This window comes from Sphaerospermopsis torques-reginae ITEP-024, assembly GCF_019598945.1.
Lineage (GTDB): Bacteria > Cyanobacteriota > Cyanobacteriia > Cyanobacteriales > Nostocaceae > Sphaerospermopsis.
Map to the genome: position 1 here is coordinate 3,315,496 of NZ_CP080598.1, position 16,920 is coordinate 3,332,415.

Sequence of the window (16,920 nt, forward strand, 5' to 3'; positions counted from 1 at the left end):
AAAGGTATATTTCTATTCTCTATCTATCCAATAGTTTGGTTTTCGTTGAAGGTGCATTAACGCTAAAATTTGAATGCGTTCATCATTATCAACCCTATAAACTATACCATAGGGAAATCCATCAATATGGCAACGTCTAGAATTTTTGATCATTGGTGTCCAAGCATCAGGAAACCGAACAATGCGGTTAAGTGTTCGTTCCACTGCATCTAAAAAAGTGTTACCCAATTTCGAGCTAATACCGTCATAATAGGAAATAGCTTCATCAAGTTCTAATTGTGCTTGAGGATGAAATTCAACAAACATTACCGATTCCTAAGTCTTTGTAATACTTCATCAGCAGGAATTAAAGAAACTTCACCTTTATCTATAGAATCTATGCGATTGACAATTTCACTTTCCCAAGCGTTTTCAACTTCAGGATTAATTTCATCAAGACTTTTAATAAGATGTTCTACCAGCATCGCTCTATATAAAGGAGGTAGGGTTAATACTGCTCCAAAAATTTCATCATAAGTAACATTAGCCATAAATAAAACTCCTGATAGAGTAATATGAATTATAACATAATTTTTACATATTAAAAGATACTATTATAATTCTTGACATAGTGTAGGAGCAGATTTGAAAAAGCACTGATTTGAAATTATTTACTCAATGTTGCTCGCTGGTTAGAAACTAACGAACAACAATATCGCTTTTATAGGTAAAAACACAATAATTGTGTTGTATCTAACTCATCACGATAAACACATTCAAAATCACTAAAACCGACTTTTTCAGAAATACTTTTTAAATTTGATTGAGTTTCAGGAAAATCCCTAGATGAAATATGACTATCGACCATTTTATACTCTTGAGGAGTTATTAAAGTCCAATCTTTTTTCACATTACCTAAATAACGTTGCACATAGGTATCTCTATCTTCATTTTCTTGACGAACTACATCAATTAAAATGAAAATTCCACCCGGTTTGAGCAGATTTTTTATATTTTTTATTACATCTTCTTTCTCTTGTAATTGCAAATGGTGGAGAGCAAAAGATGTAAAAACAACATCAAATTTCTGTTGTTCATTTTGCGCTAACTCATTCGTTAATTCCCAACAATCTCCTATGATAAAATTTCCCTGACAACCAGTAACAGCAATATTTTTTTTCGCATCTTCTATTGCGGGAACAGATACATCTATTCCTGTATATTCAGCGATTTGAGTATTTAATAAAGCTTGAGTAGTGAAACTCCCATCTCCACACCCCAAGTCAAGCATAGTAAACGGTTTTTGCCAGTGTTTAACTAATAATTCATGGAGTACATTATATATTTCCTGATGTCCCATGTAATTGTTTTTTAACACTTTCTGGTAAATTTGCCATTGCTGGTTAAAAAACTCTTCTGTTAAGAAAGTTTCCTCTTGAATCATTTCCAATTTTATCTGCTCTGTCATTGTTTTAAATTCCAGATATTTCGATTTTCAGATTGAAAACATTTTATCAAATTTGGTGTCATAGTAGAGAGTTACTTACTTCCTGATATATCAAACCATTTGATAATCTGTTTTTTGTTCCTTCACAGGTGGCCGCACACACAAATAAATCAACGCCCCAAAAAAAGGAACTAAAGCAAATAACCAAAATAATTGATTATCCTTCCAACCCCGTCGCGTCATATCATCCCCTAATAAAGCAGGAAATAATAAACTCAACATACAAAAATCTAAACTCATGACATGAATAAATCTGCTAGTTTGCCATTGTTGGATAAAATCACTCCAATTTCCTTGTAAACCATAAGCAAATAAAACCACCGCACCTAACATTAATAAAATCCCAGTAATGCGAGAATCAAAGATTTTCAGAAACAGATTTTTATTACCTGTAAATTCTTGATTTGGTTCTCTTAAAGCTAGATATGGTAAAAGTGCAAACGCACCTAAAGCAAAGGAAACTGTAGCAAAAGGCCAAGCTGGTATTTTTTGCCCTCTACCATCAAGAAATAATACGGAACTGTAAATTAAAGGCCATATTCCCATGATATTAAATAAGGCAATAATCACAGGATTAATACCTTCCCAGTTTCCTGTAGAAAGATTGGTGATTAACTCTAAACTTTCTGGGAAATTATCAGGAGGTGCAAATAAAAAGGCGTAGGAAATAAATCCTAGCCATATTAAACCAAAAGAGATTTTTCTCAACATAATTAATGTAATTTACGCAGTTTACGTACTTTACGCAGTTTGACTAAAAGCTTCTGAAAGATATTCTGCTGCTGCTGCTACTACAGCGATCGCATTTTCATAGTCTAACCGAGTTGGTCCCAAAACACCTATACTTCCCACCGGTACAGCACCCCGACGATAACTAGAAGATATCAAAGAACAGGTTCTAATCGGTTCTAAAGGGTTTTCCGTACCTATCCGCACCGTCACCTTGGGTTTACCCGTTTCCTCTATTTCCGTTTCTTCACATATTAACCGCCATAACTGTTCTTGTTCTTCTTCCAATAAGTGCATAATCGTCTGTACCTGCTGCACTTGGGCAAACTCCGGTTGACGCAACACCTCACCCACACCCCGCACCATGATTTGTGTAGCTGAAGGTGCAACAGCACGACGGAGTAATTCTGTCAAGGAACTTTTCAACAATTCCCCATAACGTTGAAACTCTTGATCTAACTCACTCCAGTCAAGCTGGGCTAATTCCAAGAGCGTAAAACCCCGCAGATGACTATTCAAAAAGTTAGAAACTATTTGTAATTCTCGATCAATTGTTTCTGGATCAGGTTTATTTGCTGACTCTCTTGTAAACAGATCCATTACCTTGGAATGGGTTTCATAACTATCCGTCACCACAATCAGCATAACTTTCCCATCTTCAACTTGTAAAAGTTGTAAATGTCTGAGTTGTGCTGTGTTAGCTTGTGGCATGGTAATTAAAGTAATGCAGCCACTTAATGTTGCTAAAATTTGCGCTGCACCTTGCAGTAAAGCTTCTAAACTCCAATCATCCCAATGTAGACGCTGTTGTAAAGTAGATTCAACCTCTTTAGCTAAAGCTTCCGACGGTTTCATCAACTTATCAACATATATACGATAACCAGAATCAGAAGGTACGCGCCCCGCAGAAGTGTGTGGTTGGTAAAGTAACCCCGACTTTTCCAAAACACCCATAACATTGCGGATGGTAGCGGAACTGACACCAAGATCAAATTCCTCAATCAAGGCTTTAGAACCAACTGGTTCAGCAGTGGCGATATAATGGCGTACAGTTGCCCAAAGTATATGTTGTTGGCGATTTGTCAGATGGAATTGCATAGAATATGTTTTACTGAAGGCAAATTTTAAGCAAAGGTTGAAAAATTTTGTTAATGAAACCGTAAAAAAGATTGATTATTAATTAATGCAAAAGCAAAATCGTAAATTATATATTTATCCTATATTAGTTAGGTGCAAAGCTTCCTGTGAGAACTTATTTTGTACGTGATTATTAATACAGCCTAGCTCACAGCACAAAAAAGGCTAAATTCTCATCTATTTATCATATTATCTTATATGATTTCTTAATCAAGCTGTATTTTTAGCTACAAAAATTAGATTTAGCTTCAGTTGCATTGCTGACTATTGGTGATTGGTAATGGGTAATGGGTAATGGGTAATTGGAAAAAAGGGAACAGGTAAAGAAGTTTCTCCCCAGTCCCCAGTCCCCAGTCCCTAATACCTTGGAATTACAGGATCAACTAGGATAGAATAGGCATCAATACCACCTGTAATATTTTTAACGTTAGTAAATCCTTGAGAAACTAACCACTGACACATCTGAGCAGAACGCATACCGTGATGACATAATACCAGAGTTTCCGCATGGGCATCAAAACGGGTGGAAATGTCTTTGTTCCATTGTTCATATTCACTCAAAGGAAGGTTGACAAAACCATCAATTTGTGATATTGCCACTTCTTGAGGTTCACGCACATCTATTAACTGTAAACCAGAATCACCATTTGCTAAACGTTCCGCTAGTTCTTGAACCTTAATTTCAGTAAAAGATTGACCAGTCATGCAGTTTCTCTAAACAATCCTAATATTTGTCATACTATTCATGGTGACAGAAAAGCGAGAAAATAGGTTGAATGTGAATAATCAACGTTTATCTTTTAGGTTTATAGTAGCTGGTGTAGTTGCTGTATTACTTGCTATTACTGGCTTTTACTGGTTTTTATTCAAAAGTCCAGTAAAATTAAATACTCCCATATCTCAACCAGGGGCGGCTATATTTGTATCTAATGTAGCACCTGCGATGGTGTCTTTATTAGTCAATCCTGAAGGTTTGCAGTCACTTGAAAAACAAAGGGCAATTTCCCAAATCAAAAACAGCTTATTAGCAAAGACTAATATAGATTTCAATGATGATATCAAACCTTGGCTAAGTAATGAAATTACCTTAGCTGTCACCAGTGAAGATATTGATCGTGATCCAGAAAATGGGTTAAAACCAGGGTATTTAATGGCACTAGCTACAGATAACCCAGAAAAAAGCCGTGAGTTTGTTGAACTGTTATTTTCTCGACGAACTTTAGCAGGAACAAATTTAGAAGTAGAACAATATAAAGGTGTCAAATTACTTTATGATACCCCAGAAATAATAACATCCCAAAAAATCCAAAATCCAAAATCCAAAATCCAAAAATCTCAAATTCAAAATTCCTTAGCTGGTGCGGTTGTTGATGACTTTGTTTTGTTGGCTAATGATATCAAAGTTGTCAAAGAAGCAATTAATAATATTCAAGCACCTAACTTAAATTTAAGTAGTGATCCTGAATATCAAAAAGCTGTTAAAGAATTACCCAAAAATGCTGTAGCTGTAGCTTTTTTCAAATTACCTACATTATCAAAATGGCAAGGTTTAGAATTAGCAGAATCAACTTATAAGAGTCAAATTCTTTCTTTAGTTTTAAAATTTCCAGGTTTGCTGGCAGAAAGCACATTTTTAAGTCGTTCAAAACTCAATTCTCTATCTACACCATTATCTAAACCTGTGAATGCTTTAAAGTATATTCCAGAGTCAGCAGGTTTAGCAATTGCTGGTGCAAATTTAAGGAATTTACCCAATAGTAACTTAGATAAACTTTGGCAACAAATAACAGCAACTCTTTATGGTTCTTCCCAAGAAGCTATTGCTAGATGGATACAACCTTTAATAGATGTACAAAAAAGCTGGGATATAAACTGGAAAGACGATATTTTTAGTTGGGTAAGTGGAGAATATGCCTTAGCAATTTTACCAAATCAAGAGGTAAATCAAGAGAAAAATATAAATTTTAATTGGGTGTTTGTAGTAGAAAAATCACCACATTTAGAACAAGGAATCAACAAATTAAATGAGATGGCAATTAACAACGGTTTGAATGTTAGTTCGCTGAATCTAAATAATCAAAAAATTTCCGTTTGGACAGAGTTAAAAGCTAACACAGAAAAAGCATCTGTGACAGTTGATGCCAAAATTAGGGGAGCGCATACAAATCTAGATAATTATGAAATTTTTACCTCAGATTTGGCATTGATGGAAAAAATTATCAACCACCAAGAAAAATCATTAATTGAAAATACCAACTTTCAAAATAGTATTGCCAATATTCCCCAACCAAACCAAGGTTATGTGTATATTGACTGGGGAAAAAGCCGAAATTTTCTAGAAAGTCAACAACCCTTACTGAAATTTCTGGAATTGTTGGGAAAACCACTGTTTGACAATTTGCGATCGCTTACAGTCAGTAGTTACAGTCAGGAAGCAGAAACTCTCAAAGGTGGAATTTTCTTTCAATTGGAAAACTAAACAAGTTAGATCCCCGACTGCTTGAAGAAGTCGGGGATCTGGGAGAAGAGCGTGATCTCAGCACTACCCATTAGATTTTTTTTTACATAAAATTAGTATATACAGTTACAAAAAACTAGATGGAATTGCGCTATGAAAAATCGTCCCTTTTGGCTTCAATTTCGGTCTAGCTGGCTGTTAGCTGCAATTACCGCTATGATAACGACACCTGTAGCAGCCCAAACAGCCAATTTTGGCACAATGAAACTATCACCAGGTTTTACACCAGAACAAGGAACAGCCGCAGGTTATACAGGGGGTTCTTATTCCTTATCGGCTATGAGTAACCGAGACAAAAATAAAAAAGTGTGTCTTGGTTTTGGTGATCCCAATCCTGATCATATCCTGGTTTTAGAAGAAGACTTTGAAAAATTAACAATATCAATTAATAGCGGTAATACAGACACCACCATATTTATCAAAGGTCCAGATGATAAAACTATTCGCTGTGGTGATGACACTGGTATAAGTAAAGATGCGAGTGTCAGTAGTAACAAATGGAAATCAGGTATTTATCAAATTTGGGTAGGTATATTTAACCAAGGGGTGAAAGCTAACTACACTTTGAAAGTCGAAGAAAAGTGAACAAGTGACAGGTGACAGGTGACTGATGACAGCAAGAAGTCCACCCATTACTCATTACCAATTACCAATTACCAATTACCAATTACCAATTACCAATTACCAATTACCAATTACCAATTACCAATTACCAATTACCCATTACCCATTACCCATTACCAATTACCAATTACCAATCACCGACGACCAAGTAACGATAAAATGAGAAAGTAGCTTGTTTTGCTTATTGGGTACTATCTCGATGCTATCTACACTGCGTGCCGACTTTCGCATCATTTTTGAACGTGACCCAGCAGCCCGGAACTGGTTGGAAGTTTTGTTTTGTTATCCTGGTTTACAGGCTTTAATCTTCCATAGACTAGCTCACTGGCTGCGTGCTGTTGGTATTCCCTTTATTCCCCGGCTAATTTCTCATATTGCTCGGTTTTTAACCGGTATTGAAATTCACCCTGGTGCTGTTATTGGTAAAGGCGTATTTATTGACCACGGTATGGGAGTTGTCATTGGTGAAACCGCCATTGTCGGCGACTACGCCCTTATTTATCAAGGCGTTACTCTCGGTGGTACAGGTAAAGAAAGCGGTAAACGTCACCCCACATTAGGCGAAAACGTCGTTGTTGGTGCAGGGGCAAAAGTTTTAGGAAATCTGCAAATAGGTAATAACGTCCGTATCGGTGCAGGTTCAGTAGTTTTAAGAGATGTTCCCTCTGATTGTACCGTTGTCGGCATTCCTGGACGTATTGTTTATCGTTCTGGAGTGAAAGTTTCACCATTGGAACACAACAACCTACCAGACTCCGAAGCTCAAGTAATTCGTAGTTTACTAGATCGTATTGAAACACTAGAAGAAAAAATAGAAACTCTGCAAAATCCTGTCAAAGTTCCGGTTTTAGTAGGTAAATACATTCAAGTAGATGAATTACCAAAAGAACACAATTTTTGTAATCTTCGAGATAAAACAATACAGGAATTTTTAGACGGTGCTGGAATTTAACCGCCGTCAAAATGTCAGGAGTCAGAATATTCGTGTGTAGAAGATTGTAGCAGATTTCAAAAAATATCCAAATCATGAATACAGAATCAATAACTAAACATCTCAAACAACAGAGAATCCTATTAAACATGATTTTGTTTTTTGTTGCTGGTTCTGTATTTTATGTTTTGTTGTTACGTATAGGTTTAATATTTCCAGTTACAGCAATTCCTGAAGTTTTATGTATTACCAATTGCCAAACAGATAAAAAAATACATAAACCCATAATTGGCAATGAATTATTAAATTATGATCAACCAATAGAAAAAATAATTACCCAACCTATTGACAAAAATAAGATATCTATTTTAATTGAAAAATCTCAACATAGACTAACATTATATTACAATCTTGCACCTATTAAATCCTATCCTGTGGTTTTTGGTGCTAACCCCACAGGAGATAAAAAAAGAGAAGGTGACAAAAAAACACCCGAAGGTATTTTACGAATTCAAGACCTTTATCCTCACCCGCAATGGTCAAAATTTATGTGGTTAAATTATCCTAATCCCCAATCTTGGAGAAAGCATTTTCAAGCTAAAATCAATGGTGAATTAGCTTGGTATCTTCCTATTGGTGGGGAAGTGGGTATTCATGGTGTACCTGTGGGTGCTGATGAAATGATTGATGCAAAAAATAACTGGACTTTAGGTTGTCCATCTTTAAAAAATCAAGATGTTGATGAATTATATAAAGTTGTTCAGAAAGGTACAATTGTGGAAATTTTACCTTAAAAAATCAAGATTAACACAGCAGATTGCAAATCCATGAAGTAAAGAATCAAAATTCAAACCTAGACACCAAGCCATTTTTAATCCTGACTCCTGACTCCTGACTCCTGACTCCTGCTGTATTAAGGATTAACTTCTTCAAAATACCATTCTTGATTTTCATTAACTTTATAAATAGTTCTATTTTGTGGTTCACCCCGCAATTGTAAATGGTCTACTTCTGTAGGTTCAAGTAATAATAAACAAAAGGTTTCTAAGGGTTCTAAAGGGTTGGGTGCTGGTGGTGTAAATGATTCCGCTTTTCTTACTCTTTCCTTACCCGGATCAGGCCAAGCAAATTGTAAACGTGCTGCATCACTTAATTCTTGCCACATTTTAATTCTCGCTGGTTGTAAATGGGGATGAGAATTAAAAGTTATTAAAATCAAATTTCCAGAAATACGAAATTGTTCTCTAGAGTTGGGAAAATACCAACATATTTCTGCTGCTGGTTGTTGGGGTATTTGTTCAGCTTTTGCGCTGCGAATATCAGTAATAAATTTTAGCTGGTTGGTATCTTCCCAAAAACCACGAAATACCACAGTGCGGTTTGCAGGTAAACCATTTTCTCGCACGGTTGCAAGTTGCACATAACGGGAATAAACCAGACTGCGGTTTTTGTGTAAAGCGCGAGTTATTAAACTTCTCCAAGGTGCTAGGGACATTATTATTACTGTAATATTTTGGTAATTTGATTTTGATTTGTTTGTTCCATAATTATAATTGAAAATCTACTATTTTTGAGATCCCCGAATTTTATCAATATTGAATTATCTTGAAAATTCGGGGTTCTGAGCAGTAATAAATTAATCTTGCAATTGACTTAACCAACTTTGTAAATCTTGTAAACTGGTAAAGTCTAACAATGCTTCTCCAAGATTTTCTAAATTGCTCAAAGATAACTGAGTAATATTATTTTTTGCTTCCTCCGGTAACTCTCCTAAACGTCTAGTTAGTTGTCGCATAACTAAATTTAAAGCACTCTCTTTAAGTCCTTCTTGTCTTCCTTCTTGTTTAATTTCTTGATAAGCGCGACTTCTTTCTAATGAAATTCCTAACATGACTTGAACCTCCCGCAAAGTCAAATTTTCAAACCTATACATCATGATGGTAGTAATCATTTCTAAAATCATCTCATTGGATGAATTTTCTTGATTACTTCTGGTTAATAAATTCCTAGCTGCTGCTGGTGCTTGACTTTCTTTTAAAGTCGTCAGTACCATTAACCCTACCCATAGGGGTAATTGTTCAATGTCTCCCAATTCATCTAAATATATTCTATGCACTTGATCGCCGTTAAGCAAAGAACGATGGGGAGATATATCACTTTGTTCTATGTTACGAGATGGATATATTATAACCGCTTGCCAGTCACTAAATCTATTGCGATTACGGTAGAAATATAAGTGAGATTCGGCAAATAATCGCTCATACAGTTGTTCATCCTTTTGAAACTGTACTTCACTAAAATAAACAGTACCCTTGGTTTTACTCTCTGGAGGTAAAAACACTCCGTCAATTTCAAATTTCGGTTCTTTCACCGCTACAGAATCAAATTTATATAATTCTGCATTTTGGGGTGGGTTTTCCAATAGTTGAAATAAGACAAATGGATATTGTTGAAAGAGTTTATAAAAAATTGAGTCTCTACGCATTAATTAAATTCCTGATTTATTTGGTTAATGAAGGCAAGAGGCCGTTTTTGTAACAACGAAATATAAAATTGTGACTTATTATACAAAATATTTTAAAACACAAAGTGGCAAATTTAGCAATCTTTCATACTACAACTACTTGGCGTTATAGTCTTAATCTGTTAGTCAGAAACAAAACCGAACTATGGTTCAAGAACTGCAACGTCAACGCCAGAGTGCATCTTTTCCCGAAACTGCCCCAGCAGCTAATCCTGTGTTTTTCAGAACTTACAGCCGTCGTACACCAGCAGGTTTAAGAGAATCCTGGGATGAGGTATGCGATCGCACTTTACAAGGTTTAGTCGAATTGGGCAAACTTACCCCCGAAGAAGTCGCCCTCTTAGATAAAATGCAACGCAACATGAAAGCCCTACCCAGTGGCCGCTGGTTGTGGGTTGGTGGCACAGAATGGTTAAAAAAATCTAAAAACTTTTCTGGTGCTTATAATTGTACTTCCACAAACTTAACTGATTGGAAAGCCTTTGGTTTGATGATGGACTTGGCCATGATGGGTTGTGGTACAGGTGCTATTATTGAACCTAAGTATATTAATCAACTGCCCCCTATCCGTAACCGTTTAAATGTCACCATTACAGGTGAAGTCGGTAACACACCTATAGAACAACGTCGAGAATTTACAGAGGTAGTTGTTAAAGATAATACTGTAAATATTCACGTTGGCGACAGTCGGGAAGGTTGGGTACAGTCCTATCAAACCTTGTTAGAACTTTCCACCGATGAACGTTTCACCGATGAAGTTCAGGTAATTGTAGACATTAGCGATGTGCGTCAGTCCGGTGAAACCCTGAAAGGTTTTGGTGGTGTTGCTAACCCAGTAAAATTACCTGGTTTATATGAACGCTGCGCCTCTATTCTGAATAAGGCTTTAGGTAGACAGTTAACCTCTGTTGAATGCTGTTTATTGATTGATGAAGCGGCTGTATCAATTGTCGCAGGAAATATACGTAGAAGCGCGGGTATGCGTCAATTCATCGCAGAAGACCAACAAGGAGCAACAGCAAAAGATAACCTCTGGCAACAAGACGCAGGAGGAAACTGGCGCATAGATCCAGAACGTGATGCTTTGCGTATGGCCAACCACACAAGAGTATTTCACCGCAAACCCACCCTAGAAGAATCTATTGCCGCAGTGCAAAAGCAATATTACAGTGGTGAAGGTGCAATTCAATGGGCTGGTGAAGCAGTAGCTAGGGCTAATATTGATTTACTCAACACCCCAGAACTGAAAAAAGACTTCTTGCAAGCTTACGAACAAGGAAAAGCTAAAGCATGGATAAAAGAACATCACCCAAACATTGATGAACAAGAATTAGAACATCGTTTAGGCCGCTACGGCTTAAACCCGTGTGGTATTTAATTATACTTGCCTCACGTAAAAAATCCGGCAAAATCGGTGAAAGCTGAGATGCTAATGCCGAGGTAATTACAGGAACTAAAGAACCTGTAACACCGTAGAGAGTAGAAGTTGAACCTCCCAGGAGAATAAAAGACTTCCACGAGTGCCGGACTACAGTAAACTGTAGAAAATGTACTCCGAGCTAGTGCGAATTAAAGCACTAGAACTAAAGGATAAAGAGCCTTTAGGATAACAAAACTGGAAATAATTGGTGCTAATTTCCACTGTGTTAGTGGTGATACCCTACTCATCACAAAAGATGGAATGCACAAAATTAAAGACGTTGTAGGATGTGATATTGAGATTTGGAATGGTAAAAACTGGAGTCAGGTACAACCATTCAAAACTGGCAGTTCTCGCGTTCTCTATCGTGTGCGTTTTGCAGACGGTACATATTTAGATGCCACTGAGTATCACCGCTTCTTTGTTAAAGACAGATTCGGCAAAAATTACAAAGAAGTGCAAACAAAAGACCTAATGGATACAAGTAACTATGCTATCCACACAGAACCATTTACTATTGAGTACGAAGATGGAATAGATATTGATGTCAACTATGCCTATACTTTAGGGGTAGCAGTAGGAGACGGAACAACAGATCAAAAAAATCAAGCCAAAGTTAGGCTATATGAAGAAAAAGCCGTTTTATCTCTAGCAGGAAATAAATCTCCCATCAGAGAGTATGACTACTTACCAGCATTTACAGACGTTACAGATTTAGGTTTTTCTGGTGAATTTCTGAAAAGCCTTAAAACCAACCCAGAAGCACTAAATGTCATAGCAGGGTGGAAGCGTCAAGCCATCTTACATTTTATTGCTGGTTTAGCAGATACAGATGGTTCAAATACTAGCAGCAATGGTATTAGAATCTATATCTCTGACTATGACCGAGCTTACCGAGTGCAGTTACTACTGACTAAATGCGGTATTCGTTCATCTCTTAACCTTTGCGCTCATAAAGGAGCAGTCACAAACTACGGTATCAGAAGTAGAGATTTATACTACTTACAAATAACTGACTGTGGTGAAATTCCTTGTCAGCGTTTGGATGTGAGCAAAGGTAAACCAGCCAAACATAAAGGTAAATGGCAAGTTGTGAAAAGTGTGGAACAACTACCAGGATTACATGATACTTACTGCTTTAATGAGCCGGAATATCATAAAGGTGTGTTTGGTAATACCTTAACTGGAAACTGTAATCTTTCTGAAATACACTTAAACCAACTCGATCCCGACAACTACAAAGAACAAGAAGAAGCATTTAAAGCCGGTGCTTTATCTGTTGCTGCACTGTTAAACCATCACTTCCAAGAACCCCGCTATCAATATAGTCGGGAACTTGATCCCATCGTCGGCGTTTCCTTTACCGGTTTATTTGACTTCTTTGTTCATACTTTTGGTGTGGACTGGTTACGCTGGTGGGAACAAGGACGACCTGAAACCCCTGAAGGACTTATATTTAAACGCGGTGAGCAAAAATACCTGAGCAAGTGGAGAGAAATAGTACATAACGCTGTTTGGGAATATTGCGATAAACACGGAATTAAACGCCCCAACCGTTGTACTACGGTGCAACCAGCAGGTACTAAATCTCTTTTAAGTGGTGCTTCTCCTGGTTGGCATCCCCCCAAAGCGCAAAGATTCATCCGGCGGATCACTTTGCGTAAAAATGACCCAGTGGCATTGGCTTGTATAGATTATGGGTATAATGTCATACCTTCTCAATCGGATAAAGATGAAAACGGTAACTTGTTAAATGATCCGTTTGATAACCGTTGTACAGAATGGTTGGTAGAAATACCCGTTGCTGTCTCTTGGGCAGATTTACCAGGAGCAGATGTAATTGATGTATCCAAGTTTTCTGTATTGGCACAGTTAGATTTTGTCATGCAGGTGCAGAAATACTACACCACTCATAACACCTCAGCGACTTTAGAATTACGTTCTGAAGAAGTTGAACCTTTGGGTACACGCATTTATGAAGCGGTGAAAAATGATGAAGGTTACATTTCCGCAGCGTTGTTAGCGCGGTTTGATGACATTCAAACCTTCCCCCGTTTACCCTTTGAACCCATAGACAAAGCGACTTATGAGCGTTTATCTGCTGAGGTGAAAGCAAGACGTAAAACAGATGATTTTTGTGGTGCTTTGAGTCGTTATGATTTAGGGGAGATGTCAGAAGCAGGACCTAGCGGTTGTGACTCTGATAAGTGTATGTTCCCTGAACAAGCGCCTACATAATAGGTAAGTTATTTTCTTCGTGTCCTTCGTGTCTTCGTGGTTTATTCCTAATTATTTTTTTTACGAACCACTCCAGACACAGAGGACACAGAGAGAATATTTATCTTTTCTTTTGCCTTCTGTTCCCTGTTCTCTAAATATTTTTAATTTCAATCACATGAGTTGAACTTACCCATTCTCCTGTTTGGTTGTAAGTACGAATTAATCTTTGTCTTTCGTTGTCTCTCACTAACCAACCTGCTTCTACAAAAAGGGGTTTTCTTAGTTCTAGTTTTACGGGAAAATTACTAGAAATTCCATCGGGTAATAATAAGATTTCTCTGATATTTCTCTCTTGTTCAAATATTAGTTTATTACCTGCTATCTTGGCTTTTGAACTAATATTTTGACCTGCAAATGAAAGTTGATGTTCTAAATATCCATTGTCTATTTCTTTGATTTCTAAATAACTGGTATTTGTTTCTGAGGGTCTGAGGTCTGAATATACTGTGTGCGCTTGACCTTCCCATTTACCAATTAGTTGTTCTACTGTTAATGGTGGTCTTTCTTTGGCTTCTGTACCAGTTCTAAATTCTCTAATTAAGGTTAAATTACTAAAGTTTCCTTGTTTGTCATATAATTGCACTAAACGCGATCGCCTATTTTCATCTATAAAGCCATATTCTGCACCAAATTCTGTAAACGGTGCTAGTTGTAATGTTCCTTTGGAAAATGCACCTGTGTTAAAAAATATGTTCTCTTTGGCTAAAGAACGGTATTCCTGTTGATAATCGTGAATGGGAAAACTATCATAACCACTAGCATCAAAACGACGTAATCTAAACAGTACAGCTTGATTATTATCAATACCTTCTAAGTTTAAAATGCTAGGCGTAGATTTTAATATTTCTCCCTGGGGGGATATTTGAGTAAATGAACCCCGCCACTCGCCTATATTTTTAAGAAAGTTTTCCCAGTTGCTTGTCATAGCTTAATAAATTCAAATTCAATTAACTTGTTGTGGATTTAAAAAATCATAACTATTATACATCTCAATATTATTAAATTTGTTGATTGTCACTTATTACCCGGGATCTGTTAAAATTGATGAAGAATTAATAATTTTTTTACGGCAATACTTGGAGAGTGTAATGTTTATTAGTGAATTATCGCCTCTATTTAAAGAACTTGCCCAGCATCCAGTCTCATTTATGGGTGGGTTTGTTTCTGGTGTCCTCCGACTTAACCTAGCTGATGATCCTGTAAAAACTTGGCTAGATCAACATATTACTTCAGCCAACTTCCCCAAAACAGCCACTCAAGTCCAGAATGGCAAAACCTCCGGTCCTCAACAAATTTCAATTGATTAATCAATTATAAACCGTTAACATTTCAACGTTAACGGTTTTTAATTGCTAAAATGTAATTAGATTACCGCATTTTGTGAGCCATAAATTCTGTTAAATTATCCAATAAATAAAAGCATATAACTTTATATTATAGTTCTTTGTAAATTCTCATACTTTGGAAAATGTCATGATCAGTTATCATAATTAACAGATGGGTATGTTCAGTCTGGTGGCTGCTTGAGTAGTGGAATAGTATACTTAATGACTAATCTCCTACAATTTTGGCCATAAATGAATCAAGGGCAACGTGAACAATGCTGAAAATTTGCTGAGTTCTAGTTTCCATCTGAACTATCGCTTTTTGTTGAAAATTACGTGACTCATAATGACTATCTACGTTGGAAATCTCTCTTACCGCGCAACCGAAGCAGACTTAAGAGCCGTGTTTGCTGATTATGGCGAGGTCAAAAGAGTTGTTTTACCTACTGACCGCGAAACCGGAAGGATGCGCGGATTTGCTTTTGTTGACATGAACGAAGATGCAGAGGAAGATGCTGCTATCAGAGAATTGGACGGTGCAGAATGGATGGGTCGTCAACTAAGAGTGAATAAAGCAAAACCACGAGAGGATGATCGACGAGGTAGTTGGTCTAAAAAAGAATATTAATAATATAGAAGTTTTATCTTAGCAGATTGTTTCTATTTATGCAAGTAAGCGATCGCTAAAATTCAGCTAGAAACAATTGCCAATCACACAACGCTATATAATTATGCCCGACTAGAGATTCATTGGAGACAAATGTTAAGACTAGTCGGTTTTTTATAGAAGATTCAGTGCTGATAATTCCAGCAAAAATTTCCGCATAAAGTCCCTCAACTTGTTTGATATTCGTGACAAATCCTAACATATTTTTATCATTTGTGGAAAAGTGATTTTTTTATAGGTACTATATATATAGTCATCCTCAATGATTTCTCAACACTTTCTATTACCTCTTTCCTGTTTATTGCCCTCATGAGTCAGTATGGCTACTTCATGCAAGGTATAAAGACTCAAACTTTTGATGTTGCTACATTTATGTTGGCAAAATTCGGATGCTCCCAATATAAATGCTATCGGTAGCATTATTATATTGATCAATTTGAGGTCACTAAAATAGTTAATATATTTGAGATTTTAGTTTTAATAATTGTATTTATTTTTGTATTTTTCTTAAATAAATTTTCGCCAAATACAAATTAAATCTTCCAACTAAGTACAAATAACTCAAAACTATGGATATTCAAGAACTATTAACTAGGTATGCCAGAGGAGAAAGAAGCTTTAACGGTATTGCATTACCTTCCGCAAACCTACAAGGAGCTAACTTGGGTGGTATAGACTTTGGTAGAGCAGACCTCAGAGGTGCAAACCTCACCGCAGCATCTTTGAGTGGAGCAAATTTAAGTAAAGCAAATCTCAGAGGTGCAACACTAGAAAACGCACATTTATCGGAAGTGATTCTCTGTGGTGCTGATTTAACTCAAGCTATACTAACAAATGCCCATTTGAATGAATCAGACCTCAGTGGAGCTTTATTAAGTGGTGCAGATTTATGTGATGCTAATTTACATCAAGCATCAATCACAGCCGCCAACTTACAAGGTGCAAACTTAAGTGGTGCAAAAATGGGAGGTGTGCGGATGTGGAAAGCAGATTTACAAGGCGCAAATTTAACCGGTGCTGACTTAAGTGAAGCTAATCTGTGTGAGGTAAATTTGACTAGAGCTAATTTAAACGCCACAGATATGAGTGAAGCTTTTTTAACAGGTGCTATTATGCCCGATGGCAGTCTTCATAGTTAATGAAGAGACAAGAGGAATAATTTTGGATTTTGGATTGTTTTTGCAAATTCCAATCTAAAATCTAAAATCTAAAATCTAAAATCTAAAATTTTCTTTCCCTATTCCCTGCTCAAACCGATATGATAAGCTGTTACGCAGCT

The 16,920-nt window shown here is 36.6% G+C and carries 17 protein-coding genes and 2 pseudogenes; 10 read left to right on the forward strand and 9 right to left on the reverse strand.

From position 1 onward, the window contains the following. Positions 1-12: 12 nt before the first annotated feature. The 6 genes from K2F26_RS15420 to K2F26_RS15445 all read right to left on the reverse strand — a co-directional run bounded on the left by K2F26_RS15420 (position 13) and on the right by K2F26_RS15445 (position 4,057). Positions 13-306 (reverse strand): type II toxin-antitoxin system RelE/ParE family toxin, encoded by a 294-nt coding sequence (locus K2F26_RS15420; protein ID WP_220608527.1) that lies wholly within the window; start codon positions 304-306, stop codon positions 13-15. Beyond that, positions 306-530 (reverse strand): addiction module protein, encoded by a 225-nt coding sequence (locus K2F26_RS15425; RefSeq protein ID WP_220608528.1) that lies wholly within the window; start codon positions 528-530, stop codon positions 306-308. The genes K2F26_RS15420 and K2F26_RS15425 overlap by 1 nt, the downstream gene beginning before the upstream one ends. Before the next feature lie 170 nt (positions 531-700). Further along, a complete protein-coding gene (locus K2F26_RS15430) occupies positions 701-1,447 on the reverse strand; it encodes a class I SAM-dependent methyltransferase (RefSeq protein ID WP_220608529.1) in 747 nt (248 codons plus the stop codon). A 90-nt stretch (positions 1,448-1,537) separates the two neighbouring features. Next, entirely contained in the window at positions 1,538-2,197 is a 660-nt protein-coding gene (locus K2F26_RS15435) for a DUF2834 domain-containing protein (RefSeq protein ID WP_220608530.1), read from the reverse strand. 30 nt (positions 2,198-2,227) lie between these two features. After that, entirely contained in the window at positions 2,228-3,313 is a 1,086-nt protein-coding gene (hrcA, locus tag K2F26_RS15440) for a heat-inducible transcriptional repressor HrcA (protein WP_220608531.1), read from the reverse strand. A gap of 396 nt (positions 3,314-3,709) precedes the next feature. Next, positions 3,710-4,057, reverse strand: a complete 348-nt coding sequence (locus tag K2F26_RS15445) for a rhodanese-like domain-containing protein (protein WP_220608532.1) — start codon at positions 4,055-4,057, stop codon at positions 3,710-3,712. Positions 4,058-4,097: 40 nt separating this feature from the next. Here K2F26_RS15445 and K2F26_RS15450 point away from each other — a divergent pair, with 40 nt between their 5' ends. The 5 genes from K2F26_RS15450 to K2F26_RS15470 all read left to right on the forward strand — a co-directional run bounded on the left by K2F26_RS15450 (position 4,098) and on the right by K2F26_RS15470 (position 8,219). Beyond that, positions 4,098-5,831 carry a DUF3352 domain-containing protein gene (locus K2F26_RS15450; protein WP_220608533.1) on the forward strand — a complete coding sequence of 578 codons (1,734 nt, stop codon included), beginning with the start codon at positions 4,098-4,100 and terminating at the stop codon, positions 5,829-5,831. Positions 5,832-5,963: 132 nt separating this feature from the next. Beyond that, a complete protein-coding gene (locus tag K2F26_RS15455; RefSeq protein WP_220608534.1) occupies positions 5,964-6,455 on the forward strand; it encodes a hypothetical protein in 492 nt (163 codons plus the stop codon). A gap of 25 nt (positions 6,456-6,480) precedes the next feature. Next, positions 6,481-6,657 carry an alpha/beta hydrolase gene (locus K2F26_RS15460; protein WP_220608535.1) on the forward strand — a complete coding sequence of 59 codons (177 nt, stop codon included), beginning with the start codon at positions 6,481-6,483 and terminating at the stop codon, positions 6,655-6,657. 36 nt (positions 6,658-6,693) lie between these two features. Then, a complete protein-coding gene (gene cysE / locus K2F26_RS15465; protein WP_220608536.1) occupies positions 6,694-7,446 on the forward strand; it encodes a serine O-acetyltransferase in 753 nt (250 codons plus the stop codon). A gap of 74 nt (positions 7,447-7,520) precedes the next feature. Next, a complete protein-coding gene (locus tag K2F26_RS15470; protein ID WP_220608537.1) occupies positions 7,521-8,219 on the forward strand; it encodes a L,D-transpeptidase family protein in 699 nt (232 codons plus the stop codon). Positions 8,220-8,338: 119 nt separating this feature from the next. On the opposite strand, the gene K2F26_RS15475 is transcribed toward K2F26_RS15470, so the two are convergent. Both K2F26_RS15475 and K2F26_RS15480 read right to left on the reverse strand, forming a co-directional pair. Further along, positions 8,339-8,920 carry an Npun_F5749 family FMN-dependent PPOX-type flavoprotein gene (locus K2F26_RS15475; protein WP_220608538.1) on the reverse strand — a complete coding sequence of 194 codons (582 nt, stop codon included), beginning with the start codon at positions 8,918-8,920 and terminating at the stop codon, positions 8,339-8,341. Between the two features lie 141 nt (positions 8,921-9,061). Next, positions 9,062-9,910 (reverse strand): Rpn family recombination-promoting nuclease/putative transposase, encoded by an 849-nt coding sequence (locus K2F26_RS15480; RefSeq protein ID WP_220608539.1) that lies wholly within the window; start codon positions 9,908-9,910, stop codon positions 9,062-9,064. 184 nt (positions 9,911-10,094) lie between these two features. On the opposite strand from K2F26_RS15480, the pseudogene nrdJ (K2F26_RS15485) reads away from it, so the two are divergent. After that, positions 10,095-11,321, forward strand: a pseudogene (nrdJ, locus tag K2F26_RS15485) (ribonucleoside-triphosphate reductase, adenosylcobalamin-dependent); the annotation flags it as partial. Between the two features lie 246 nt (positions 11,322-11,567). Then, positions 11,568-13,607, forward strand: a pseudogene (gene nrdJ, locus K2F26_RS15490) (ribonucleoside-triphosphate reductase, adenosylcobalamin-dependent); the annotation flags it as partial. A 133-nt stretch (positions 13,608-13,740) separates the two neighbouring features. Here nrdJ (K2F26_RS15490) and K2F26_RS15495 read toward each other — a convergent pair. Then, positions 13,741-14,574 (reverse strand): DUF3598 family protein, encoded by an 834-nt coding sequence (locus K2F26_RS15495; RefSeq protein WP_220608541.1) that lies wholly within the window; start codon positions 14,572-14,574, stop codon positions 13,741-13,743. 163 nt (positions 14,575-14,737) lie between these two features. On the opposite strand from K2F26_RS15495, the gene K2F26_RS15500 reads away from it, so the two are divergent. From K2F26_RS15500 to K2F26_RS15510, 3 genes are all read left to right on the forward strand, one after another. After that, entirely contained in the window at positions 14,738-14,956 is a 219-nt protein-coding gene (locus tag K2F26_RS15500) for a ssl0294 family protein (protein ID WP_220608542.1), read from the forward strand. A gap of 364 nt (positions 14,957-15,320) precedes the next feature. After that, positions 15,321-15,602, forward strand: a complete 282-nt coding sequence (gene rbp, locus K2F26_RS15505) for an RNA-binding regulator (RefSeq protein WP_220608543.1) — start codon at positions 15,321-15,323, stop codon at positions 15,600-15,602. A 608-nt stretch (positions 15,603-16,210) separates the two neighbouring features. Beyond that, positions 16,211-16,780: a pentapeptide repeat-containing protein gene (locus K2F26_RS15510; RefSeq protein WP_220608544.1), complete on the forward strand. Its 570-nt coding sequence runs from the start codon at positions 16,211-16,213 to the stop codon at positions 16,778-16,780. The last annotated feature ends 140 nt before the right edge of the window (positions 16,781-16,920 follow it).

Coding starts and splice junctions, on each gene's coding strand:
- K2F26_RS15420 (WP_220608527.1), bottom strand. CDS start 306: ATGTTTGTTGAATTTCATCCTCAAGCACAATTAGAACTTGATGAAGCT.
- K2F26_RS15425 (WP_220608528.1), bottom strand. CDS start 530: ATGGCTAATGTTACTTATGATGAAATTTTTGGAGCAGTATTAACCCTA.
- K2F26_RS15430 (WP_220608529.1), bottom strand. CDS start 1,447: ATGACAGAGCAGATAAAATTGGAAATGATTCAAGAGGAAACTTTCTTA.
- K2F26_RS15435 (WP_220608530.1), bottom strand. CDS start 2,197: ATGTTGAGAAAAATCTCTTTTGGTTTAATATGGCTAGGATTTATTTCC.
- hrcA (WP_220608531.1), bottom strand. CDS start 3,313: ATGCAATTCCATCTGACAAATCGCCAACAACATATACTTTGGGCAACT.
- K2F26_RS15445 (WP_220608532.1), bottom strand. CDS start 4,057: ATGACTGGTCAATCTTTTACTGAAATTAAGGTTCAAGAACTAGCGGAA.
- K2F26_RS15450 (WP_220608533.1), top strand. CDS start 4,098: ATGGTGACAGAAAAGCGAGAAAATAGGTTGAATGTGAATAATCAACGT.
- K2F26_RS15455 (WP_220608534.1), top strand. CDS start 5,964: ATGAAAAATCGTCCCTTTTGGCTTCAATTTCGGTCTAGCTGGCTGTTA.
- K2F26_RS15460 (WP_220608535.1), top strand. CDS start 6,481: ATGACAGCAAGAAGTCCACCCATTACTCATTACCAATTACCAATTACC.
- cysE (WP_220608536.1), top strand. CDS start 6,694: ATGCTATCTACACTGCGTGCCGACTTTCGCATCATTTTTGAACGTGAC.
- K2F26_RS15470 (WP_220608537.1), top strand. CDS start 7,521: ATGAATACAGAATCAATAACTAAACATCTCAAACAACAGAGAATCCTA.
- K2F26_RS15475 (WP_220608538.1), bottom strand. CDS start 8,920: ATGTCCCTAGCACCTTGGAGAAGTTTAATAACTCGCGCTTTACACAAA.
- K2F26_RS15480 (WP_220608539.1), bottom strand. CDS start 9,910: ATGCGTAGAGACTCAATTTTTTATAAACTCTTTCAACAATATCCATTT.
- K2F26_RS15495 (WP_220608541.1), bottom strand. CDS start 14,574: ATGACAAGCAACTGGGAAAACTTTCTTAAAAATATAGGCGAGTGGCGG.
- K2F26_RS15500 (WP_220608542.1), top strand. CDS start 14,738: ATGTTTATTAGTGAATTATCGCCTCTATTTAAAGAACTTGCCCAGCAT.
- rbp (WP_220608543.1), top strand. CDS start 15,321: ATGACTATCTACGTTGGAAATCTCTCTTACCGCGCAACCGAAGCAGAC.
- K2F26_RS15510 (WP_220608544.1), top strand. CDS start 16,211: ATGGATATTCAAGAACTATTAACTAGGTATGCCAGAGGAGAAAGAAGC.